We start from the raw sequence: 23,692 nt of genomic DNA on the forward strand, positions 1-23,692 counted from the left end.
CACCCCAGTCTTGAGAACTTGGAACAAAATTAATGCAATCACAACCCGTGCCCATCTTCATCAGCAACGCTGATTACTCGATGAACACATTTTCGTTGTGCTTCTTCCAGATTGTTAAAGAACAAATATAGCTGTTGGGTAAAACCCAACTCATAGGATCGTTGATGACGACACTATGAGTTGGCCTCTACATCTACCAGGCGACTTGAAAATCGATGGTGGAGGTGAACGGGATCGAACCGATGACATCCTGCTTGCAAAGCAGGCGCTCTCCCAGCTGAGCTACACCCCCATACTTCGCTTGCCGCGAAATACCTGGTGGGTCTGGTTGGATTCGAACCAACGACCCCCGCCTTATCAAGACGGTGCTCTAACCGACTGAGCTACAGACCCAAAACCTTCTCGGATCAGCAGTCAGGAAGCTGAAGACCCAGGGAAGATTCCCTCGACCCAAGCCTACAACTGATCCCAGCTATATCAAACAACCGATAAGAGTGGACGCTTAACACGAGCACATAAGCTCTGAAAGGAGGTGATCCAGCCGCACCTTCCGATACGGCTACCTTGTTACGACTTCACCCCAGTCATGAATCCTACCGTGGTAATCGCCCTCCTTGCGGTTAGGCTAACTACTTCTGGTAAAACCCACTCCCATGGTGTGACGGGCGGTGTGTACAAGACCCGGGAACGTATTCACCGCGACATGCTGATCCGCGATTACTAGCGATTCCGACTTCACGCAGTCGAGTTGCAGACTGCGATCCGGACTACGATCGGGTTTCTGGGATTGGCTCCCCCTCGCGGGTTGGCGACCCTCTGTCCCGACCATTGTATGACGTGTGAAGCCCTACCCATAAGGGCCATGAGGACTTGACGTCATCCCCACCTTCCTCCGGTTTGTCACCGGCAGTCTCATTAGAGTGCCCTTTCGTAGCAACTAATGACAAGGGTTGCGCTCGTTGCGGGACTTAACCCAACATCTCACGACACGAGCTGACGACAGCCATGCAGCACCTGTGTTCCGGTTCTCTTGCGAGCACTGCCAAATCTCTTCGGCATTCCAGACATGTCAAGGGTAGGTAAGGTTTTTCGCGTTGCATCGAATTAATCCACATCATCCACCGCTTGTGCGGGTCCCCGTCAATTCCTTTGAGTTTTAATCTTGCGACCGTACTCCCCAGGCGGTCAACTTCACGCGTTAGCTGCGCTACCAAGGCCCGAAGGCCCCAACAGCTAGTTGACATCGTTTAGGGCGTGGACTACCAGGGTATCTAATCCTGTTTGCTCCCCACGCTTTCGTGCATGAGCGTCAGTGTTATCCCAGGAGGCTGCCTTCGCCATCGGTGTTCCTCCGCATATCTACGCATTTCACTGCTACACGCGGAATTCCACCTCCCTCTGACACACTCTAGCTCGGTAGTTAAAAATGCAGTTCCAAAGTTAAGCTCTGGGATTTCACATCTTTCTTTCCGAACCGCCTGCGCACGCTTTACGCCCAGTAATTCCGATTAACGCTTGCACCCTACGTATTACCGCGGCTGCTGGCACGTAGTTAGCCGGTGCTTATTCTGCAGGTACCGTCAGTTTCCCGGGGTATTATCCCGGGACGTTTCTTTCCTGCCAAAAGTGCTTTACAACCCGAAGGCCTTCATCGCACACGCGGGATGGCTGGATCAGGGTTTCCCCCATTGTCCAAAATTCCCCACTGCTGCCTCCCGTAGGAGTCTGGGCCGTGTCTCAGTCCCAGTGTGGCTGGTCGTCCTCTCAAACCAGCTACGGATCGTCGCCTTGGTGAGCCGTTACCCCACCAACTAGCTAATCCGATATCGGCCGCTCTAATAGTGCAAGGTCTTACGATCCCCTGCTTTCCCCCGAAGGGCGTATGCGGTATTAGCTACGCTTTCGCGTAGTTATCCCCCGCTACTAGGCACGTTCCGATACATTACTCACCCGTTCGCCACTCGCCACCAGACCGAAGTCCGTGCTGCCGTTCGACTTGCATGTGTAAGGCATCCCGCTAGCGTTCAATCTGAGCCAGGATCAAACTCTTCAGTTTAATCTCTGTATTTGTTTCGTATTCTTGGTCCACCTTGGCTTACGCCAATTCAAACCAGGTCATACGTCGCTACTCAAAGGAAGTGAGGTATGTTCTTAAACTTGACGTCTAAGGTACTTCACTTCTAGTGAGCACTTGATTTCTTGTGCTTGCGATTAAGGCCGAAACCCAAACCGCTGCACTCACATCAAGCGCCCACACTTATCGGTTGTTTAATTGTTAAAGAGCGGGTACTGCTAAATTCTGTACTGCTTCTGCTTTCAACTTCGGCCAACTTCGCTTTTGCGTCGTCGCTGTCGTTGCAGCAGAGAAACGAGATTATGAAGAAGTTTTTATCGCTTGTCAAGTCAGCGTCGTTTTTAACTTCGCTTTCTTGCCGCGACCTCTTCAGGTCTCGCCAGGGCTTTCGCCCTGCCTTAGCAGCTATCGAAACATCAGGGTAAACCCTGAATTTTCGGCAACTGCCAAGCCCAAAACTATAGCACAATTTTTGCAGATCTTGCAACTGGCTTCTGCCTGATTTGCGTCGATCCTTGCAATAACCGCTTGGCGCTCATGACTGATTGCCTTCGCGGCAGGCGGTGGTGGGTTGCCCCGTCCGCCTGTTGCACTTGCTTGGCTTCGCGGTTCAGAACTGCTTGAACTGCGAAGGAGCGAGACTATAGCACAGATTTTCTGGCTGTCATGCACATGTCGCAAATTCATTGTTGGCGCGGCGGGGCCGTGACGCGGGCGCGCCAAGATTGGGGAGCGCAATGGCGCGCCTGTCGTCTTCCCTATATATATAGACGTCGCGTGCCCCCTGCTCGGGAGACTAGTATGTACGTTTACTATTCGCCTGCACGCCGCAGCTTATTGGAGACGAACCCCTTATGCCCCCCGCGATCGCCCTGAGCGAAGACATCCTGATCAACGTCACCCCTTTTGAGACCCGCGTCGCGCTGGTGGAACAGGGGTCGGTCCAGGAACTGCATGTGGAACGAAGCATCCAGCGGGGCCACGTGGGCAACATTTATCTGGGGCGGGTCGTGCGAGTGCTGCCTGGAATGCAGAGCGCCTTCATCGACATCGGATTGGAGCGCGCGGCGTTCATCCATATTGCGGATCTTCGCGAGAATCGTGCCGAGCGCAGCCAGGGACTCACGCCGACCCCTATCGAGAAGCTGATTTTCGAGGGACAGACCCTGATGGTGCAGGTGGTCAAGGATCCGCTGGGCACGAAGGGCGCGCGGCTTTCCACACAGATCAGCATGGCGGGGCGCATGCTGGTGTATCTGCCCCACGATCCGCACATCGGCATTTCGCAGAAGATCGATTCCGAGTCCGAGCGCATTCAGTTGCGGGAGCGGCTGCAGGCCCTGATGCCCACGGACGAGAAAGGCGGCTTCATCGTCCGCACGCAGGCCGAGGGCGCCAATGATGCGGAACTGACGGCGGACGTGGAGTATCTGCGCAAGCTGTGGACGAGCGTCCAGGCTGCCGCCCGCACGCAGCCCGCCCCTGCCCTGTTGCACCAGGACCTGACGCTCGCGCAGCGGGTGCTGCGCGATATGGTGGGGCCGGAGACCGGATCGATTCTGGTGGATTCGCGCACGACCACGGCGGCCATGCTGGAATGGGCGCGCATTTACACGCCGTCGGTGGTGGACCGCATCCAGCACTACAGCGGTGAACGCCCCCTGTTCGATACGGCCAACGTGGACGACGAGATTGCGCGGGCGCTGTCGCGCCGGGTGGACCTGAAGTCGGGCGGCTATCTGATCATCGACCAGACCGAAGCCTTGACAACGGTTGACGTCAATACCGGCGGCTTCGTGGGCGGCCGCAATTTCGACGATACGATCTTCAAGACCAACCTTGAAGCCGCGCAGGCCATTGCGCGGCAGCTCCGGTTGCGCAACCTGGGCGGGATCGTGATCCTGGACTTCATCGACATGGAGGAACAGGAACATCGCGATACCGTGCTGGCGGAGTTGAAGAAAGCCTTGTCGCGAGATCGCACCCGCATGACGGTCAACGGATTCACGCAACTGGGCCTGGTGGAGATGACGCGCAAACGCACGCGCGATTCGCTGGCGCATCAGCTTTGCGAGCCCTGCCCCATGTGCGAGTCGCGTGGCAATGTGCGCACGCCGCGCACCGTCTGCTATGAAATCCTGCGCGAGATCCTGCGCGAGGCCCGGCAGTTCAACCCCAAGGAGTTCCGCATTCTTGCTTCGCAGGAGGTGGTGGACCTGTTCCTGGAAGAGGAAAGCCAGCACTTGGCGATGCTGGGGGACTTTGTGGGCAAGCGGGTGTCGCTGGAAGTGGAAGCGACGTATTCGCAGGAAAAATACGACATCATCCTCGTCTGATCTCCCTGGATGGAGGAACCGGCATTGCACTCGGTGGCCCGGGGGGGGGTGACCCGAGGTGTGACCCGAGATGTGGCCCACGGGCTGTGCGGATGCACGCGCCACGCGCGACCGTCGGCGTGCAAACGCCTACTCGATTCCCGGCCGCCAATCAACCCGAGTTGTATAGATTGTGTGACGTAACGATTCGATTGAAATGAAGTTTGAAAGCAATGGCGGCTCGGAAACGATGCCGATAAGCTGCGGGCGCTTTGCCGGGTCGAGGACCGTCCTGGCGTTTTCCCCTAGCTTTTCCGGAGGTCATTGCAATGAAGTCCCTATTTCGTCCGTTCGTGGCGCTGATCGCGGCCTTGCCGCTGGTGTTGGCCGCATGCGGCGACAAGGAGCCCGAACAGCGCGCCGCGTTCACGCAGTTCCTGCAGACGCGCATCGTCGACAAGCCCGGCGTGCGTGTGCCGAAACTGACGGACGAAGAGAAGAAGTCCTTTGGCGACTACGCTGCCCAGTATGCAGTGATCACCGACTTCAATGCGGGCATGGATGCATCGGTCAAGCCGCTGTCGGGCATCATGCAGAAGGGCGCGATGCGCTCGTTGAACGATATCGTGAGCCGGCGCGACGATCTGAAGACGGTGCAGACCGCGCTCAACGACATGAACACCTCGCTGAAGGAACAGCAGGCCAAGGCCGACGCGGCCCGCGCGCAGCTCAAGCAGCCGGAGGACTTGAAGGTCGTTTACGACAAGGCCTACGAGAAAACGGTCAGCCTGCCCGCCGATACGTTCCGCGACGTGCTGCCGCAGCTCAACGCCACGTTCGACAGCAGCCTGAAGATCGCGGATTACGTCGAGGCGCACAAGTCGCAGATCGAGATTTCGGGCCCCATCGTGAAGGTGAAGGACCCGGCCGTGCAGGATGAGCTCAACAAGCTTCTGCAAGACCTGAACACGCAGGCAAAGCAGGTGCAGCAGGCCCAGACCCGTCTGCAGGCCGTGATGCTGGGCCGCTGAGCCCCCCACCGCAACACTGCTCTCCGCCCCGTCTCACGCCAGCGTGAGACGGGGCGTTTTTTTGGGGCCGAGGAAACGGACGGCCATCGCGGCGCTCACGCCGGCGCTGCCGCGACACGATTGCGGCCGGCTTCCTTTGCCTGATAGACCGCCGCGTCGGCAGCCTCCACGAGACCCGCGGCCGATTCATCGTCCTGCGGGATCGCGGTGGCCACGCCGATACTGACCGTGACGATGCCTCCCTCGTTGTCCTCATGCAAAATGGCCTGCTCGGCGACCGCGCGCCGGATGCTTTCGCCGATGGCCGTTGCCCGTTGGTGGCTGGTGTTGGGCAGCAGCACCACGAACTCCTCGCCCCCATAGCGAGCCGCCAGATCGCGGGGCCGGCGGGCCTTGTCCTTGACTGCAAGGGCCAGCCGCTTGAGCAGCACGTCGCCTTCCTGGTGTCCGTATCGGTCGTTGTAGCGCTTGAAGTGATCGGCATCCAGGAACAGCAGCGATAGCGGCGTGCGGTCGCGACGTGCGGCGGCCCACTCGGTCTGCAGCGCCTCGTCGAAGGTGCGGCGATTGGCGATACCGGTCAGTCCGTCCGTGTGCGCCTGCAGCGCCAACTGCGCTTCGAACGCCTGCCTCCAGCGCATCTCGCGCCGGAAGAGGACGATCTGCGCCAGCACGGACGCGAACAGCGCCAGCGTCACGGGCACGATCAGCGCAACGCGCCGCACCCAGGGTTCGAGGAGGTCGTCCACGGCCAGCGCAACATCGATCACCAGCGGCGCGCCGTCGATCGCATCGAACGCATACAGCCGATTGACGCCGTCGGACGACAGCATGCCGACAAACGCCCCTTCGCGTCCGATCAGGTATTGCTGGAAGTCGGGCGGCACGTCGACCTCGCTGTCCGCGTCGGCGAGCGAATAGGGATTGCGCAGCAGGACGGCGCCATCGTTGCGAAACACCGTGATGGCGTCGCGCGGACCGATCGACACTTCCGCGAAGCGGTCGCGGAAATACGCCGTGCGCAGAGACCCGACCACCACGCCCGCAAAACTGCCATCCGGATTGGATATGCGCCGGCTGATGGCGATGCTTTCGTCGCCGCCACGCAGGCGGCTATGGTACGAGCGGCTGACGAAGAGGCCGACGCCGGCCGCGTCGCGGTGCACCTGGAAGTAATCCCGATCCGCGAAATTCAGCGCGGGCGGGGCGATGGCGCCCGAGTGGTAGAGGATGTTGCCATCGGGGTCGAGCACGACGATGGCGCCCAGGTACGCCGCCGTGGCCGAGCGGTCGAAGAGGAAACGATGCCGGGTTTCGGGGTCGAGACTGGCGATACCGGGCTCGCGCAGGCGTTCCACCACCCCCTGCAGCGACAGGTCGTAGACGTGCAGCGTCCTGCCGATGTCCGCCGCAAGCACGCTGGCCAGGTTACGCGCCGAGACGTAGGCCGAGTCCCAGGTGACGCGGCGGTCCATCCATAACAATGCGACCGCCGCCGCACAGATACCGATGCCGACCAGACAGGCCAGCGCATACAGGGTTCGGTGCACGATCCCACGAGAATTCAATACGGCGCTCCTTCGCGATGGCGGGCGGGGTGGCTTGGTCTGATCCGGTCCAGCACGATGATGCCGGTGTCCGATGCCAGGCGCAAGATACCGCCGCCCGGGGCGGCAAGCCACGGGCGGCGGTCGATCGCGGGGAAGCGGGTCTGGGTGTGCGGCGTCCGCCGGCGTGCCGGACGGGCGTGGCGGATGGAGCGCCGGGCGCGGCGGGCCCGGCCGGGCGTCAGGACGCCGCGGTGGCGGCGATACGGAAGGGAAAGGCCTTCGCCCCGCGGGCCTTGTCGGTTTCGCGATGGGCGCCGATGGCCCACGCCGGCCCTACCCGGCCGGCTTGCGACATCAACTGGCGCGTCAGCACGCCCGAGAATCCGCAACGAAGCGTCAAGGCCTGACGCCGGGCAAGCTCGATTCCGATCGCGTGCGACGTGGTCGTATTACGGTCCGTAAGCAGCATGGCAGCCCCCTGGCAAATGCGCTTCCTGAATGAAGCGTCGATGCAGATCAATCTACCTTAGCCGTTCGGGTTTGCGCATGAAATGATGCGTAAAGTAATGCAAAGATACGGAAATGCAGGGCCAAAAATGGCCGTTAGGGGGATGGACTGGGGGCCGCATCGTCCGTTTCGCGGTCCGGGCGGTCGTTTCTGCCATCCGGTTGGCTAGTCATATTTCCGTATAGCAGCGAACGTCCCGCGAACAGGCCACCCGCCACTTCGAGCTCGAATCGTTCGGAATCGCGCTGCCGAACGTCCTGGATGACTTCTTCGGCCTCATCCGCGGGAACGCCGATGGTGCGCAGCGCCGCTTCGCCGAAGACCAGGGCCGACTCCAGGGTTTCGCGGACCTGGAAGTCCACGCCTTCCTTGGCCAGCGCCAGCGAATGAATGCGATCGTAGGCCCGCACCACCACCCGCACGAGCGGAAATTCGGACTTGATCAACTGCACCATGTGGGTGGCCGCGCGCGGGTCATTGATGCAGATGAGAATGGCGCAGGCATTTTCCGCCCCCGCGGAACGCAGCATGTCGATGCGGGTACCGTCCCCGTAATACACCTTCACGCCCCACTTTGCCGCGGCGCGGATGGCGTCGGTGTCGGTATCCAGGATGGACACCTTGACGCCGCGGGCCAGCATGGCTTGGGTCACGATCTGGCCGAAACGGCCGAACCCCACGATCAGGGCGCAGCCATCCAGGTCGCGGGCGACGTCCACCCCATCCATGGACGGCGCCGGCTTGGGGAGCAGCCAGCGCAGGGCCAGCACGCACAGCGGCGTGAGCGCCATCGAGATGATGACGATGGCGGTCAGCACCGCCCCGGTATGCGCATCGAAGATGCCTTTGTCGGCGGCGGCGCTGTACAGCACGAAGGCGAACTCGCCGCCCTGCGCCAGCAGCGCGGCGCGGGTCAGGGCCTCGGCGTGCGAGGCGCGCAGCATGCGCGCCACGACGTAGACCCCGACGGACTTCACCAGCATGAACACCACGACGCCCGCCAGGATGAGCGGCCATTCGCGCGCCACGGCCGACAAGTCCAGCGACATGCCCACGCCCAGAAAGAAAAGCCCGAGCAGGATGCCGCGAAAGGGTTCGATCTCCGCTTCGAGCTGATGCCGGAAGGTGGATTCGGACAGCAGGACGCCAGCGAGGAAGGCGCCCATGGCCATGGACAGCCCGCCCAGTTCCATCAGCAGGGCCGCGCCCAGCACGACCAGCAGGGCGGCCGCCGTCATCACTTCGCGGGCGCGCGCGGCGGCCAGCAGGCGGAACAGCGGGTTGAGCAGCCAGCGGCCCGCCGCCAGCAGCGCGAGGATGCAGCCGACCGCAATGGCCGATTGCAGCCAGGGATCGCCCTGGTTGTCCGCGCCGGCGGGGGCCAGCAAGGCGGCCAGCGCCAGCAGCGGCACGATGGCGAGGTCTTCGAGGAGCAGGATGGACACGATGCGCTGCCCCTGCGCGCTGGTGGTTTCGTCGCGTTCGGCCAGGATCTGCATCACGATGGCCGTGGACGACAGGACGAAGCCCATCGCGGCCATGAACGCCGCGGCGCCCGACATGCCCGCCAGCAGGCCCACGCCCATGAGCAGCGCGCCGCAGGCCACGACCTGCGCAACGCCCAGTCCGAAGATTTCGCCGCGCAGCTTCCAGAGGCGCGAGGGCTGCATTTCGAGGCCGATGATGAAAAGAAACATCACGACGCCCAGTTCGGCCACGTGCAGGATGGATTTCGGATCAGAGAAAAAGCCGATGCCAAACGGGCCGATGGCCAGCCCGGCCGCCAGATACCCCAGGACCGACCCCAGCCCGAGGCGCTTGAACAGAGGGACGGCGATCACCGCTGCGCCGAGCAGGACGACGACGTTGAGGACTTGATTGCCTTCGGAAGGCAGGGCCATGGGGCGCTCCTGGTTGCATGGCGGGCCGAAGCGCCGGGACGCGGCCCCGCCCGCTACGCGCGGGATGCGGCCATTTTCAGGCAATCCGCGGGAATGGCAAACAGGAACTTCGGCAATGAAAACCGCCCCGAGGGGCGGTGGCTGGAGAAAGCGGGGCGCGGCGGCTCAGTCTTCCCGGAACTGCATTTTGTAGAGCGATGCATACAGGCCGTCGGCCGCCAGCAGGTCGGCGTGCGGGCCCTGTTCGACGATCTTGCCGGCGTCCAGGACGATGATGCGGTCGGCATTCTGCACGGTGGAGAGGCGGTGGGCGATGACCAGGGTGGTGCGGCCCTTCATCAGGCGCTCCAGCGAGGCCTGCACCTGGCGTTCCGATTCGTTGTCCAGCGCGGAGGTCGCTTCGTCCAGGATCAGGATGGGCGCGTTCTTGATGAGCGCGCGGGCGATCGCCAGGCGCTGGCGCTGGCCGCCGGACAGGCGGGCGGCGTTTTCGCCCACCGGGGTGTTGATGCCTTGCGGCAGGCCCTCGACGAACTCGAGCAGGTTGGCGGCTTCGAGGGCATCTCGCACCTTTTGCTCACTGGACTTGCCCAGGGCGCCATAGCCGACGTTGGCGGCGATGGTGTCGTCGAACAGCACCACGTCCTGGCTGACCAGCGACAGGTGCGAGCGCAGGCTGCGCAGCGTGAGGTCGTTGATCGGCACGTCGTCCACGAAGATGGCGCCGCTGTCGGCCAGCACAAAGCGAGGCAGCATGTTGACCAGCGTGGTCTTGCCGCTGCCCGAGCGGCCCACCAGGGCGACGGTCTGGCCCGGCTCGACCACGAAGGAAATGTCGTTGACCGTGTCGCGGTCGGCGTCGGGGAAGCGATGCGACACGTTGCGGAATTCGACCTTGCCGCGCACGGGCTCGGGCAGTTCCTTGGTGCCGGTGTCGTTTTCCGGCACCTGATCGATCAGGGTGAATACGCTTTCGGCCGACACCAGCATCTTCTGCATGCGGGCGGCCACGTTGGTGAGGCGCTTGATGGGATCGAAGATCTGGGCGAGCGCGGCCATGAACGACGCGAAACTGCCCACGGTCAGCGAGCCGCTGTTGGCCTGGCTGAGCGCCACGGCGATCACGGCGCCGACGGAGATGGAAATGCAGACCTGCGTGAGCGGCGTCAGCGCCGCGTCGGCCGTGGCCGTGCGCATGGCGAAGCGCCGCAGGCGCCGGCTGACGAAATCGAAGCGGCCGCGTTCGACTTCGTAGCCGTCGAAGAGCTTGATGACGCGCTGGCCGTCGATGCCCTCGCCGACCACGCGGGTCAGCTCGGCGTTCATGTTGACGGTCTCGCGGTTGATGCGGCGCAGGCGCTTGATGAAAAAGCGCGAAATCATGACCGACACCGGCAGCATGACCAGGATGATCAGCGTCAGCACCCACGACATGTACAGCAGCACGCAGATCAGGGCCAGGACCACCAGGGTTTCGCGGACCAGGACGGTGATGACATCGGTGGCGTAGCCCGTGACGTTGCCGGCGTCGATGGTGAAGCGGTTCAGCAGGCGCCCGGTGTCGCCGCGCTTGAAGTCGGCGTCCGGCAGGCCCAGCAGGCGTTCGAACATGTCGCGGCGCATGCCCAGCAGCACGTTGTTGGCCACCCAGGCAAGCAGATAGTCGCTGAAGAAGTTGCAGATGCCCCGCAACAGGATCAGCCCGACGACCGCCAGCGGCAGCGCCCAGACGTAATAGGGTTTGGCGCCGGAGAAGCCGCCGTCCAGCAGGGGCTTCATGATGACCGCCAGCACCGGCTGGGTGGCGGCGGCGCCTGCCATCAGCAGGACGGCCGCCAGCAAGCCTTTCCAGTAGGAACCCACGCGGCTGTAGATCCGGGTCCAGAGTTCGGATTTCACGGGTTGGGAACCCGCTGGCGCATTGCGTGCGGCAGAATTCAAAGGGATCACTCGCTTTTATACAATTGTGCCCAGGATTGTACCGGCTGCGCGCGTGCGCGCCGTCCCCTGCCCCTTAGCCCTAGCCGCGCCTTTGCGCCCTCCCATGTCCGATATCAGTTGCTTGTACGTCCGGTTACCCAATTGGGTGGGCGATGTCTGCATGAGCCTGCCCAGCCTGCGCACCCTGCAGGCCAGCGGCCTTCCCTTGGTGATCTGCGCACGCCCCTGGGCCCGCGACCTGCTCGATGGCGTGGACAAGCAGGATTTCATTCCGATGCGCGGCAAGGTGGGACCGGACCGGGCGGCGGTCAGCGCGCACCGGCGCGGCCTGGGCGCACAGGGCCGGCGCGCCCGGGGCCTGCTGCTGCCGGACTCCCTGTCCAGCGCGCTGGTGTTCCGGCTGGCCGGCCTGCCGTCGGCGGGCTACCGCGACGACGGCCGCAGCTTCCTGCTGCGCTGGCCGTTCGCCAAACCCGTCCAGCCGCTGCACGCGGTCGAATCCTGGCATCACCTGACCCGCGAAGCCCTGAACCGCTGGGGCCTGAGCGGCGGTCCGGCCAAGCCGGGGCCGACGCTGGATCTGCCCCTGACGGCGGCGCACGAACGCGCGGCTGACGAGGCGCTGGCCGCGGCCGGGCTGGAAGGCCGGCCGTTTGTCCTGATCGCGCCGACCGCGACCGGCCTGCACAAAGGCAGAATCAAGGTCTGGCCGGGATTCGATACACTGACGCGCGCCCTGCAGGCCCGCGGCCATACCGTGGTAATGTGCCCCCCTCCGGCCGAAACCGACGAAGCCCGGCGCAATGCCCGGACGGCGCAATTGCTGCCCCCGCTGGGACTGGGCGCCTTCGCGGCCTTGACCGCCCGCGCGACGCTGGTGATTTGTAACGATTCCGGCGTGTCGCACGTGGCGGCCGCCGCATCGGCCCGGCAACTCACGCTGTTCGGCGTGACGCAGCCGCAGCGGACCGGTCCCTGGTCCCCCCGCGCCGTGTGCGTCGGAACCGACCACGCGTGGCCATCGCCGGAAGAAGTGGAACGGCAGGCCAACCGCCTGCTGGATGGTACGCAGTAAACAGGATTGTCTTGAAATGACCTTTTCCAGCTATCTCACGAATCTGATCATTCCCTACAACTTGTGCATCACCCTGGTGGTCGTCGGCCTGGTGCTGGGGCTGCTCCGGCTGCGCAAGACGGGCCTCACGCTCGTCGCCGCGGGCCTGCTCTGGGCATTGGCCTGGTCCCTGCCGGTCACGTCGCTGTGGGCCGGCGGCGCGCTGGAAAACCGCTATCCGCACAAACCCGCCGCCGAGATGCCGACGGCCGACGCGATCGTGGTGCTGGGCGGAAATACCGCGAATGGCCGCGCCAACTGGTTCCTGCCCTATGACAAGGACACGGCCGTGGTGCGGGTGGACGCCGCCGCCGAGCTTTACCTGGCCGGACGCGCGCCCAAGGTGGTGCTGTCGGGCGGCGCGCTGGAAGGCGATGTCAGCGAAGCCCGCGGGATGGCGCACGCGATCCGCCAGCAAGGCGTGCCGGAATCGGCGTTGATCCTGGAAAACGCCAGCCGCACCACTTATGAGAATGCCACGCTGACCGAAGACCAGCTCAAGGCGCGCGGGATCGGCAAGGTCCTGCTCGTGACCTCCGCGCTGCACATGCCCCGCGCCATGGCGGCGTTCTCCAAGCAGGGCGTGGAAGTCATCGCCGCCCCCGCGCCCCCGCAGATCGTGCTGCCGGCGGACGGTTCCCTGCCCTTGTGGCTGCCCGACGAGCGCACGTTCGACGCCAGCCGCTCGATCCTGAAGGAATACGCCGGGCTGTTCGTCTACTGGCTGCGCGGATGGGTCTGAGCCAGGCCGACGCGGCGCTGGACTGCCGGCCGGGATGCGGCGCCTGTTGCATCGCGCCGTCGATCACGCGGCCCATTCCGGGCATGCCGCAGGGCAAGCCTGCCGGCGTGCCCTGTATTCAATTGCTGCCGGACATGCGGTGCGCGATTTTCGGCCACCCTTCCCGTCCGGACTTCTGCGGCGGCCTGCAGCCCCAGCGCGACATGTGCGGGCCGGACCGCGCGCACGCGATCCATTGGCTGGCCGACCTGGAACGGGCGACTGCACCCGGTCACTGACGCCGGGGCGGCGCCACGCCGCCTTCAATTGCGTTCCCGCAGCACCTTTTCGTACAGCGCCTCGTAGCGCGAAGCCACGGTTTCCCAGCTCTGTTCGCGGGCGATCTCCAGCCCGCGCGTCTTGAGCGACGCGCGCAGTTGAGGATCCGACCCCAGGCGTTCCAGCGCCTGCGCCAACTGCGCGCCGTTGCGCGGATCCTGCAGGATGAACGCGTCCTGGCCGTCCGTCAGGTATTGGGCAAACCCGCAGTAGACCGGCGAACTGACGACCACGGGCAGGCCGTGCGACATCGCTTCGAGCGGCGCCATGCCATAGCTGTCGTTCAGCGTCGGGTGCGCATAGATGTCGGCCGCATCGAAGTATTGCGCCACGTCGGGCGTGGGGTCGATCAGCGTGACGCGACCGGCGACGGGACCCGCGGCACGGACGCGCTCGCGGGTGGACGCGTCCGCGCCCACGACCAGCAGGGTGTAGTGCGGCGGAAGCTGCGCCAGCGCGTCCAGCAACGCCGGCAGGCCCTTGCGCAAGGGATTGCGCGCCACCAGCAGGCAGCCGATGGTGTGGGCGTCCCAGCCGAGCCGCGCGCGCGTCGCGGCCCGCCTGCCGTCCCGGTCAGGGGGAGGCAGTTTGACGCCGGGCGCGATGATGTCGACCTGAAGCTGTTCGCCATAGCTGCGGTGCAATTGGTCCATGATGAGGCCGGACACCGCGACCACGCGCCGCCGGGGCGTCCTGCGGACACGCAGTTTTTCCAGCAGCAGATAGGTGACCAGCCGCGGACTGAGCCAGGCGGTCACGCGATGCAGCGGCTTGACGCGGGTGACGCGGTTGTAACGCACGGGCGTGACGTGCATGACCTGGATTTCGCCCGCCCAGCCGTTCATATGGGAGTGGACGATGTCGAAGCGGCCGCGCGTCAGGCGATCCGCGCGCCAGGCGAAGTACAGCACCCGCATCCAGCTTGGCAGCCAGCCGGGAAAGCGCACGGGCAGGTATTCAAACGGCAGGTCGCTGTCGAAATCGCGCGCGACGACGGCCACGTCGTGCCGCTGGCCGAGCACCCGCATCAGCTCTACGCCATAGGCCTCCGCGCCCCCGAAACGATTGCCGAAGCGGTCGACCAGCAACGCAATGCGGAGCCTGCGATCACGGGCGCCGGCGGTGGTCTTCATACCGGGTGAGGCACTTCTGGAGGAAGCGGATGATGTTGGTGGAGCGCGCCACCGTCACCCGCGGCAGTCCGAAGGGATCGTCGGACGCCGCCGCCAGTCCGCGCTTGGTCAGCGTGGCGTTGTCGTAGCCGGCTTCGCGCGCCATGGCCTGGTGTTCCGGGCCGTGGTCGCCATAGGGATAACAGAAGGCCGTGACGGGCGCGCCCAGCGCCTGCTCCAGTTCCTGGCGGGACTGGACGATCTGGCGCCGCGCTTCGTCGGGCGGCAGTTCCGGCAGGTGGACGTGGTCCAGCGTGTGCGACCCGACCTCGTTGCCGGCCTGGGCCCATTCGCGCATTTCCTGCACGCTCATCAGGGGCGAGAAGGGAATGCCTTTCTGCAGGTCCCACACGTTGCCGCCGTCGAACTGGCGCGCGACGAAATAATTGGTGGCGGTGAATCCCAGCTCGCTCAGGACCGGCATCGCGTTGTGGTGCACATTGCGGTAGCCGTCGTCGAACGTGATGCCGAACACCTTGCCCTGGCGCTCGCCCCGCACGTAGGGCATGACGTCGCGCATGGACAATCCGCGGTACCCCAGCCGGCGCATCCAGCGCATCTGGCGCGCGAAGCTGTCGGGGTGCACCGTCAGGCCGCGATACGGCGTGCCCTTGGGATTGGGCTCGCCGATCTGGTGGTACATGAGGATTGGGATAGACATAGGAGCGGATTATAGGACTCAGTGTCCGGCCAGCGTTCGTTGGTAGACGTCCAGCGTGGCCGCGGCGAAACGTTCCAGGTTGAAGTCGCGCAGGCTGGTTTCACGCGCCTTCTGGCCCATCGCCCGCACGGCGTCCGGGTTGTCCAGCATGAAACGCAGCTTCGCGGTCATGGCGGGGACATCCCGCATGGGCACGATCCAGCCATCCACGCCGTCGGTCACGTTTTCCGGCAGGCCGCCCGCGTTGCTGACCAGCACCGGCAGCCCCAGCCCCATCATCTCGCGGCAGGCAAACGACAGCGCCTCGCGGTAGGACAAGACGAAGCCCGCATGGCAGGCCGCCAGCGCCGCCCGCACGTCGTCGAGCAGGCCGGGAAACTTTACCTGGTCGATCATGCCCAGTTCACGCACGCGCGCCAGCTTGGCCTCGGACGGCGGATCGCCCGCGACCATCAGCAAGACGCGTGCCTTGTCGGCCGGCGGCAACGCCGCCGCAGCAGCCACCAGGTCGAGCCAGCCCTTGTCGTAGTCGGTGCCCCCGGCGCTGCCCAGCAGCAACTTGCCGCGCCAGTCCGCGCCGAAGAAGATTTCGCGCAGCTTGTCCAGGCTTTCGGGCGGCGGCGGCGCGAAGAAATTCGTGTCGATGCCGTGGCGGATGGTGGTGATGGGACGCTTGCGGTAGGGCGACTGTTCCATCATGCCGCGGATGTAGTCGCTGACCGCGATCCCGTGGTCGGTCGCCAGCGCCACGCGCAGCTTGTGCCCAAAGCTGGAAAGCGGGTGATCGTTGTGCTTGGTGAACACGATGCGCGGCCGGCGCGCCATGCCCAGGGTGGCCAGCATGACCTGCTTGTGATCGGCCGAACCGTTGGCGTGGATGATGTCGAACTTGCCGTCCACGATCAGGCGGCGCAGCCGCGCGCGGTCCTGGAACCAGGACGACGGGCGCGTCGTGTAGCGCATGTCCACCACCGTCACGCCCGCAATGGCCTTGGCATAGCGATGCAGGCGGCTGGTGCCGGGCGCCGCCACGGTGACCTGGTGATCCCGGGCCAGCGCCTTGGCCAGGTTGATGATGTACGTGACGTGCCCCCCACCGTTACCGGTGTGGAAGTTCGTATAGAGGATCTTCACTTTTTGTTTTCCGCCAGGAACATCAGCTTCGAGTAGCGGAAGAAGCTGCCGGCTGCCGCCGTCACCGCCAGGACGAGTCCATGGCGCCCGTCCAGGAAACCGCGCCGGATCAGGTAGATGCGCACGAAGGTCCAGAACCCGTGGCCCAGCGCTCCGAAGACCGAGGTGCGCTTGCCCTTGGCGTACATCATGGCCGCGGCGTCGGAGGAATAGCGGTTGACCTTGTTGATCAGCGCGTCCAGGTTGTCGTAGGGGTAGTGGTGGAAATAGCCGCGCAATTGCAGCGCCCGGCCGCTGGCCGGCACCACGCGTTCGTGCACGGCGGCGTCGGTGAAGCGCGCCGTGCCGCGCTTGAAGAGGCGCAGCACGTAGTCGGGCCACCAGCCGCTGTGGCGGATGTCGCGGCCGCAGAAGTTGGAGAGCCGCGCGATTTCATAGGCGTCGGCCTGCGGCGCGCGCAGCACGTCCTGGATTTCCTGGGCCAGTTCGGGCGTGACGCGCTCGTCCGCGTCGATCGACAGGACCCAGTCGCCAGTCGCCAGGTCCAGCGCGCGGTTTTTCTGGGGGCCGAAGCCCGGCCAGTCGGCGGTCACCTCGACCCGGGCGCCGAGGGCCTGCGCCAGCTCCACGGTGCCGTCGGTGCTGCCCGAATCCACCACGATGAATTCGTCGGCGAAGGACACGGATTTGAGGCAGGCCGCGATATTCGCGGCCTCGTTCTTGGTGATGATGATGACTGATAACTTCATCCGCGATTCCTAAGACGCTTTTTCCAGGCTTTCCAGGCGTGATAGCGCGGGCCCCAGAACGGGTCGCGCGACAGCCAGATCCGGCGGTTCAGCCAGGATCCGCCCTGATTGCGCACCGCGAAGCGATAGATGTGTCCGGGATCGGCGCCCGGGGTGTTCTGGCCGAAAGGGTCGGTAGTGTACAAGTGCCGGAAACCGGCCTGCCGGGCGGCCGCCACGTAGTCCGCGTCGAAATATCCCTGGGGCCAGCAGAGGTGGTCGCTGACCGCGCCCAGCCGGCGCACCAGCGCGTCGCGCGAATCCTGCAGGTCCTGCGCGATGCGCTCGCGCTTGGCGTTCACGTCCGCGCCGCAGACCTTGTCCCAGCGCGTATGCGTGTTCGTGTGGGAATGGAATTCGAAGGTGCCGGCGGCCTGCATCGCCTCGATTTCGCTCCAGCGCAGCATGGCCTCGTCGGCGCGGCCCGCGGCCACGAGTTCCTTGCAGGCGTTGTGGTCGGGCGTGGCGGGCAGCGGTCCCGCCTGCCCCGCGTGCGGCCGCACGGGACCGTCGCCGATCCAGCCGGTGATGGTGAACAGCACCGCGCGCATGCCGTGGCGCGCCAGGACGGGATGCGCATGCACCCAGTTGTTCAGGTAGCCGTCGTCGAACGTGATGAGCACGGACCGCTCCGGCACGCTGCCGCCCGCCAGGTAGGCGGCAAACTGCGCGGCGGTCAGCGACTGGTAGCCAGCGCGGGCCAGGCGCGCGACCTGGGTCTCGAAGACGTCGGGCGTGGCGGCGATCATGCCGCCAGCCGGCGTGACGTGGTGATACATCAGCACCGGGACGTTGGGCGCGTTCATGGGCGGCGCTCCGCCAGCCAGCGCGTGTAGATGGCTTCGGTGGATTCCGCCAGGCGCGCGGGTGAGAACACCCCTTCTTCCCAGACCATCTTGCGGCCGGCCTCGCCCATGGTCCGGCGCAGCGCCGGATCGTCGATCAGGCGTTCGAGCGCCGCGGTCAGCGCCGCCGGATCCTTGGGCGGGACCAGGATGCCGGTCACGCCGTCGCGGAACATCTCGGACACGCCGCCGACATTGGTGCCCACCACCGGCAGGCCGCTGGCCTGCGCCTCGACATAGACCGTGCCCGACGCTTCCTGCTGCGTGGCCAGCGCGAAAAAGTCGAACCCCGCCAGCAGGTTGGGCACGTCGCGCCGCGTGCCCATCAGGTGGATGCGGTCTTGCAGGCCGCGCTGGGCCACGTAGGCCTGGGTCTGCTCGAAGACCGGCGAGCCGGCGCCAACGAACACCAGGTGCAGCTTCGGGCGCACGGCCATGAGCGGCGCGATGGCGTCGATCAGGTCCTTGTGCCCCTTGGTGGCGCGCATGACGGCCACGCAGCCCACGACGATGTCGTCGTCGGCGAGACCCAGCTCGCCGCGCAAGGTGGAGTGTTCGACCGGCGCGGGCAGCACGATGGGCGAATACACGGTCGCGACCTTGTCCGCCGCCACGCCGCGGCTGATGAGGTAATGGCGCACGTGGTCGCTGACGGTGGTGACGCGGTGCGGCAGGATGGTGTAGGACCACATCGACCCGACCTTGTTGGACAGGTGGCGGGTACGGACGATCAACGGCGTGCCGGCGATGCGCCCGGCCAGGGCAGCGATCACCGTGTCGCGGCGGCTGTGGGTATTGAGCACGTCGAAACGGCCAGCCTTCAGGATGCGGCGCACGGCGGCCACGCCCTTCACGTAGTTCACGGGTCCCGCCATGTCGACGGCATGCACGGTAAAGCCCGCATCGCGCAGGCGTTCCGTCAGCTGCGCGTGCGGCTGGCATATCGCTTCGACATGGTGCCCGCGCGCGCGCATGGCATGCATTTCCTTGAAGATGCGTCCTTCCTGTCCGCCAAAGCTGGTGGCGGCCTCCGAATGCACGATACGCAGGGGGGGCATCATCAGTAAGTGACCTCCACGCCGTCCGGCTTGGTCCAGTCGTTCAGGTTGGCAAGCAGCGTGTCGGCCATACGCACGCGCCATTCTTCCCCGAGCCTGACCGTGCACAGGAAATTGTTCTTGGTATAGACGATGTCGACGGGCACGCCCGCAATGCCGTTCTCGGGTTCGGCGCGGAACGGATTGAGCATCTGGCGCAGCCGGGCCGCGTCGGCGGTGCCGTTGAGCTTGACGCGCAGGGACTTGGCGCGCGCCTCGCGCGCCAGCTGCAGGTCGTAGAGCTGTTCGGCGACGATGCGCATGCCGCCGGAATAATCGTCGTTGCTGACCTTGCCCTGCACGATGACGAGCTGGTCTTCGCGCAGGCGGTTGCGGTGCTTCTCAAAGAGCTCGTTGAACACCGAGATCTCGACCTGCGCCGTGCCGTCGTCCAGCACCGCGAAGACCATCTTGCCGCGGCGGGTCATCATGACGCGCACGCTGGCCAGCACGCCGCACATCCATTGCAGGTCGCGCTGCGGCTCCACGCGCGCAAGCTGCATCGGCACGATGCGCCGCACCTCGTCGCGCCAGGCGTCAAAGAGGTGGCCGCTGTAGTAATAGCCGAGCGCGGACTTTTCTTCCGTCAGCTTCTTGTGCAGGTCCCAGGGCGCGACCTTGGCCAGCTCGCCGGCCACCACGTCGCCGCTGTCGTCGCCGAACAGCGAAGCCTGGTTGGCGCTGCGGGCGGCCTGTTCGGCGGCTTCCATGGCGGTGGGAACGGAAGCCAGCATGGCGGCGCGGTTGGGTTCGATGGTATCGAACGCGCCGGCCTTGATCAGGGCCTCGATGGTGCGGCGGTTGACGGCCTGCTTGCTGACGCGGCGGCAGAAGTCGAACAGGTTGAGGAACGGGCCGCCCTCTTTGCGCGCGCGCAGGATGTCTTCGACGGCGCCCTGGCCCGTGCCCTTGACGGCGCCCAGGCCGTAGCGCATGGTGCGCGGCGGCTTGCCTTTTTCGGTGTGCTTGTCGGCGACGGGCTCGAAGCGGTAGCCGGAATGGTTGACGTCGGGCGGCAGCACCTCGACGCCGTTGTCCTGGGCGTCGCGGCAGAAAATCTGGACCTTGTCCGTGTCGTCCATGTCGGACGACATGGTGGCGGCCAGGAATTCGGTCGGGTGGTAGGCCTTCAGCCAGGCGGTCTGGTAGGAGATCAGCGCGTACGCGGCCGAGTGCGACTTGTTAAAGCCGTAGCCCGCGAACTTCTCCATCAGGTCGAACAGCTTGACCGCCAGGTCCGGGTCATGGCCCTTTTCCTTGGCGCCCTGCTCGAACAGCACGCGGTGCTTGGCCATTTCCTCGGGCTTTTTCTTGCCCATGGCGCGGCGCAGCAGGTCGGCGCCGCCCAGCGAGTATCCCCCGATGATCTGGGAGATCAGCATCACCTGTTCCTGGTAGACGATGACCCCGTAGGTGCTCTTGAGGGTGGCTTCCAGGTCCGGGTGGAAGTAGTCCACCGCCGCGCGCCCGTGCTTGCGGTTGACGAAGTCGTCCACCATGCCCGATTCCAGCGGCCCCGGACGGTACAGGGCCAGCATGGCGATGATGTCTTCGAACGTGTTGGGCCGCAGCTTCTTGAGCAGCTCTTTCATGCCGCGCGATTCCAGCTGGAACACGGCGGTGGTGTTGGCGTCGCACAGGATCTTGTAGGCCGCCGGATCGTCCAGGGCCAGCGCCATGACGTCGAAGTCGCGCTTGTCCGCGTTGAACTGGCGCACGTAGCGCACGGCCCAGTCCAGGATGGTCAGGTTGCGCAGGCCCAGGAAGTCGAACTTCACCAGGCCGGCGGCTTCGACGTCGTCCTTGTCGAACTGCGAGACCGCGCTGTTCTCTTGCCCCGGCTGGCAATACAGCGGGCAGAAGTCGGTGAGCTTGCCGGGCGCGATCAGCACCCCGCCCGCGTGCATGCCGATGTTGCGGGTCAGGCCCTCGAGCGGCTTGGCCAGGTCGACCAGCGAACGGACCTCTTCTTCCTGCTCGTAGCGGTCCTTGAAGGCGGGCTCGTCCTTGAGCGTGCGCTCCAGCGTCCAGGGATCCATCGGATTGAACGGGATCAGCTTGGAGAGGCCATCGCAGAACATATAGGGCATGTCCAGCACGCGGCCGGCGTCGCGCACCACGGCCTTGGCGCCCAGCGTGCCGAAGGTGGCGATCTGGCTCACGGCCGCGCGGCCGTATTTTTCCTTGACGTAGTCGATGACCCGTTCGCGGTTGTCCTGGCAGAAGTCGATATCGAAGTCGGGCATGGAGACCCGCTCGGGATTCAGGAATCGCTCGAACAGCAAGTCATAGCGGATGGGATCGAGGTCGGTGATGCCCAGCGCGTACGCCACCAGCGACCCGGCGCCCGAACCGCGGCCCGGTCCCACCGGCACGCCGTTGTTCTTGCCCCAGTTGATGAAGTCCTGCACGATCAGGAAGTAACCGGGAAAGCCCATCTGGATGATGGTCTTGCACTCCCAGCGCAGGCGGTTGTAATACTGCTCACGCTTGGACTCGCGCTCGGCCGGGTCCGGGAACAGGAACTCCATGCGCTTTTCCAGGCCCTGTTCGGACAACTGGACGAGGTAATCGTCCAGCGTCACGCCATCGGGCGTGGGAAAGTTGGGCAGGCGCGGCTTGCCCAGCACCAGGCTCAGGTTGCAGCGCTTGGCGATTTCGACCGTGTTGGCCAGGGCCGAGGGCACGTCGGCGAACCGGCGCGCCATTTCCTCGGAGCTGAGCAGGTATTGTTCCTTGGAGAACCGGCGCACGCGGCGCGGGTTGGCCAGGATTTCGCCTTCGGCGATGCAGACGCGGGCCTCGTGGGCCTGGAATTCGAATTCGTCCAGGAACTGCACGGGATGGGTGGCGACCACCGGCAGGCCGGCCTCGGCAGCCAGCCGCATGGCGGCCTGGCAGTAGCCTTCGTCGCCGTCCATGCCGGCGCGCTGCAGTTCGATGTAGTAGCTGCCCGGAAACACATGGGCCCACTGGCGGGCCAGCGCCAGCGCCGACACGGCATTGCCGGCTTCCAGCGCCTGCCCCACGTCCCCGCCCCGGCCGCCGGACAGCGCGATCAGGCCGGCCTGCCCCTGCAGCCATTCGCGGCGGATTTCCGCCCGGCCCTTGCCCTGATTCGTCAGGAAGGCCTTGGACAGCAGTTCACAGAGGTTCAGATAGCCCTGATGGTTGCGCACGAGCAACAACAGGCGGAAGGGCTTGGCGGGATCTTCGTCGTTGGAGATCCAGACGTCGCAGCCCGCGATGGGTTTGACCCCCGCGCCGCGCGCGCCCTTGTAGAATTTGATCAGACCGAACAGGTTGGACAGGTCGGTCAGGGCGACGGCGGGCTGCCCCAGCTTGGCCACGCGCTTGATGAGATCGGGAATACGCACCGTGCCATCCACGACCGAGAACTCGGAGTGGACGCGCAGGTGGACAAAGGGGGTCGGGGTCGTTACGGCTTCGGACATAGCGGAATTGTACCCAGCGCCCCGGTCCGGCGGGAGGCCGCCAAGGGGCTTGTGGGACAATACCGGGGTTTTTCGCACCACCCGTAGCAATACGAGATATACCTATGAAATGGTTAGTACCCGGGATCTGGCTTGCCGCCATCCTGTTTGCGCACTTCCGCGGCCGCGTCAAACTGCCATTGGGACGCCAACTGCTGGATCATTCCGTACTGCTGGCCCCGATCAATGCCTTCATGGTGTTGGCCTCCCGGGTGCCGACCACCCCCTACCTGACGACCAGCGAGATCGCCGAACTGAAGGTGCTGGACGACAACTGGGAGACGATACGCGAAGAAGCCATAAAAATGGCCGAGCTTCGCCGGATCAAGGCGGCCGAGGCCCACAACGACATCGGCTTCAACTCTTTCTTCAAGTACGGCTGGAAGCGGTTCTACCTGAAGTGGTATGACGCCCGCCACCCCTCAGCGGAAGAACTCTGCCCCAAGACCGTCGCCATCCTGAAGGGCCTGCCCAAGGTCAAGGCCGCGATGTTTGCCGAGCTGCCCCCGGGCGGCCAACTGAACCCGCACCGCGACCCGTTCGCCGGATCGCTGCGCTACCACCTGGGCCTGGCCACGCCGAACGACGACGGCTGCCACATCATCGTGGACGGCGAGCATTACAGTTGGCGCGACGGCGAAAGCGTGGTGTTCGACGAAACCTACGTGCACGAGGCCTACAACAAGACGGGCGAGAACCGGATCATCCTGTTCTGCGACATCGAGCGCCCACTCAAGTGGCGCTGGGCCGAAGCCTTCAACCGCTGGTTCGGCCGCAAGGTCATGTCCGCCGCCAGTTCGCCCAACGACGGCGGCGACCAGACCGGCGCCATCAACCGGCTGACCCATGCGCACTGGGTGATCGACCAGAAGCGCAAGGCCTTCAAGAACTGGAACCGCACGGCGTACAAGGCCACCAAGTACGCCCTGATCCTGCTGGTGATCGCCGGGTTCCTGGCCCTGTAAGCCAGCCGGATAGAACAAGGGCCGCAAGCGTCAAGCGTTGCG

The 23,692-nt window shown here is 64.8% G+C and carries 17 protein-coding genes, 2 tRNA genes and 1 rRNA gene; 6 read left to right on the plus strand and 14 right to left on the minus strand.

What is annotated here, in order from left to right; all coding sequences use genetic code 11:
- Positions 1-216 precede the first annotated feature (216 nt).
- The 3 genes from ACZ50Q_RS19875 to ACZ50Q_RS19885 all read right to left on the minus strand — a co-directional run bounded on the left by ACZ50Q_RS19875 (position 217) and on the right by ACZ50Q_RS19885 (position 2,056).
- Positions 217-292, minus strand: a tRNA-Ala gene (locus ACZ50Q_RS19875).
- Between the two features lie 24 nt (positions 293-316).
- Positions 317-393: transfer RNA gene (locus tag ACZ50Q_RS19880), tRNA-Ile, on the minus strand.
- 132 nt (positions 394-525) lie between these two features.
- Positions 526-2,056: ribosomal RNA gene (locus tag ACZ50Q_RS19885) — 16S ribosomal RNA — on the minus strand.
- Positions 2,057-2,946: 890 nt separating this feature from the next.
- Here ACZ50Q_RS19885 and rng point away from each other — a divergent pair.
- On the plus strand, positions 2,947-4,410 hold the full coding sequence (gene rng, locus ACZ50Q_RS19890) for a ribonuclease G (protein WP_076521997.1): 1,464 nt from the start codon (positions 2,947-2,949) through the stop codon (positions 4,408-4,410).
- 308 nt (positions 4,411-4,718) lie between these two features.
- Positions 4,719-5,420: a DUF3053 domain-containing protein gene (locus ACZ50Q_RS19895; RefSeq protein ID WP_092581604.1), complete on the plus strand. Its 702-nt coding sequence runs from the start codon at positions 4,719-4,721 to the stop codon at positions 5,418-5,420.
- Positions 5,421-5,515: 95 nt separating this feature from the next.
- On the opposite strand, the gene ACZ50Q_RS19900 is transcribed toward ACZ50Q_RS19895, so the two are convergent.
- From ACZ50Q_RS19900 to msbA, 4 genes are all read right to left on the minus strand, one after another.
- Entirely contained in the window at positions 5,516-6,988 is a 1,473-nt protein-coding gene (locus ACZ50Q_RS19900; protein ID WP_464079365.1) for a GGDEF domain-containing protein, read from the minus strand.
- 220 nt (positions 6,989-7,208) lie between these two features.
- Complete coding sequence (locus tag ACZ50Q_RS19905; protein WP_076519852.1) at positions 7,209-7,439, minus strand: hypothetical protein; 231 nt, start codon at positions 7,437-7,439, stop codon at positions 7,209-7,211.
- A gap of 134 nt (positions 7,440-7,573) precedes the next feature.
- Complete coding sequence (locus ACZ50Q_RS19910; RefSeq protein WP_464079366.1) at positions 7,574-9,379, minus strand: monovalent cation:proton antiporter-2 (CPA2) family protein; 1,806 nt, start codon at positions 9,377-9,379, stop codon at positions 7,574-7,576.
- Between the two features lie 165 nt (positions 9,380-9,544).
- Complete coding sequence (msbA, locus tag ACZ50Q_RS19915) at positions 9,545-11,320, minus strand: lipid A export permease/ATP-binding protein MsbA (RefSeq protein WP_092581607.1); 1,776 nt, start codon at positions 11,318-11,320, stop codon at positions 9,545-9,547.
- A 103-nt stretch (positions 11,321-11,423) separates the two neighbouring features.
- Here msbA and ACZ50Q_RS19920 point away from each other — a divergent pair, with 103 nt between their 5' ends.
- From ACZ50Q_RS19920 to ACZ50Q_RS19930, 3 genes are read left to right on the plus strand one after another with little or no spacing between them, the layout of a single operon-like run.
- The gene (locus ACZ50Q_RS19920) at positions 11,424-12,395 is read left to right on the plus strand and encodes a glycosyltransferase family 9 protein (RefSeq protein ID WP_464079367.1); all 972 of its coding nucleotides are present in this window, start codon (positions 11,424-11,426) and stop codon (positions 12,393-12,395) included.
- A 16-nt stretch (positions 12,396-12,411) separates the two neighbouring features.
- A complete protein-coding gene (locus ACZ50Q_RS19925; RefSeq protein ID WP_076519848.1) occupies positions 12,412-13,176 on the plus strand; it encodes a YdcF family protein in 765 nt (254 codons plus the stop codon).
- Positions 13,167-13,454 carry a YkgJ family cysteine cluster protein gene (locus ACZ50Q_RS19930; protein WP_076519847.1) on the plus strand — a complete coding sequence of 96 codons (288 nt, stop codon included), beginning with the start codon at positions 13,167-13,169 and terminating at the stop codon, positions 13,452-13,454. Before ACZ50Q_RS19925 ends, ACZ50Q_RS19930 begins: the two co-directional genes overlap by 10 nt.
- A gap of 24 nt (positions 13,455-13,478) precedes the next feature.
- Here the strand turns inward: ACZ50Q_RS19930 and ACZ50Q_RS19935 are convergent, their stop codons facing one another.
- From ACZ50Q_RS19935 to dnaE, 7 genes are read right to left on the minus strand one after another with little or no spacing between them, the layout of a single operon-like run.
- Entirely contained in the window at positions 13,479-14,627 is a 1,149-nt protein-coding gene (locus tag ACZ50Q_RS19935; protein WP_464079368.1) for a glycosyltransferase family 4 protein, read from the minus strand.
- On the minus strand, positions 14,602-15,327 hold the full coding sequence (locus ACZ50Q_RS19940; RefSeq protein WP_464079369.1) for a polysaccharide deacetylase family protein: 726 nt from the start codon (positions 15,325-15,327) through the stop codon (positions 14,602-14,604). The genes ACZ50Q_RS19935 and ACZ50Q_RS19940 overlap by 26 nt, the downstream gene beginning before the upstream one ends.
- Positions 15,328-15,345: 18 nt before the next feature.
- Positions 15,346-16,461, minus strand: a complete 1,116-nt coding sequence (locus ACZ50Q_RS19945) for a glycosyltransferase (protein ID WP_092581612.1) — start codon at positions 16,459-16,461, stop codon at positions 15,346-15,348.
- Positions 16,458-17,210, minus strand: coding sequence for a glycosyltransferase family 2 protein (locus tag ACZ50Q_RS19950; protein WP_092581613.1), 753 nt, complete (start codon positions 17,208-17,210; stop codon positions 16,458-16,460). Before ACZ50Q_RS19950 ends, ACZ50Q_RS19945 begins: the two co-directional genes overlap by 4 nt.
- A complete protein-coding gene (locus ACZ50Q_RS19955; protein WP_076519842.1) occupies positions 17,207-18,055 on the minus strand; it encodes a polysaccharide deacetylase family protein in 849 nt (282 codons plus the stop codon). Before ACZ50Q_RS19955 ends, ACZ50Q_RS19950 begins: the two co-directional genes overlap by 4 nt.
- Entirely contained in the window at positions 18,052-19,152 is a 1,101-nt protein-coding gene (locus ACZ50Q_RS19960; protein ID WP_092581704.1) for a glycosyltransferase family 4 protein, read from the minus strand. Before ACZ50Q_RS19960 ends, ACZ50Q_RS19955 begins: the two co-directional genes overlap by 4 nt.
- Before the next feature lie 2 nt (positions 19,153-19,154).
- On the minus strand, positions 19,155-22,646 hold the full coding sequence (gene dnaE / locus ACZ50Q_RS19965) for a DNA polymerase III subunit alpha (RefSeq protein WP_092581614.1): 3,492 nt from the start codon (positions 22,644-22,646) through the stop codon (positions 19,155-19,157).
- 104 nt (positions 22,647-22,750) lie between these two features.
- On the opposite strand from dnaE, the gene lpxO reads away from it, so the two are divergent.
- Positions 22,751-23,650, plus strand: coding sequence for a lipid A hydroxylase LpxO (gene lpxO / locus ACZ50Q_RS19970; RefSeq protein WP_092581615.1), 900 nt, complete (start codon positions 22,751-22,753; stop codon positions 23,648-23,650).
- Positions 23,651-23,692: the final 42 nt, after the last annotated feature.

The sequence above is a fragment of the Achromobacter sp. T5-5 genome, assembly GCF_055397965.1.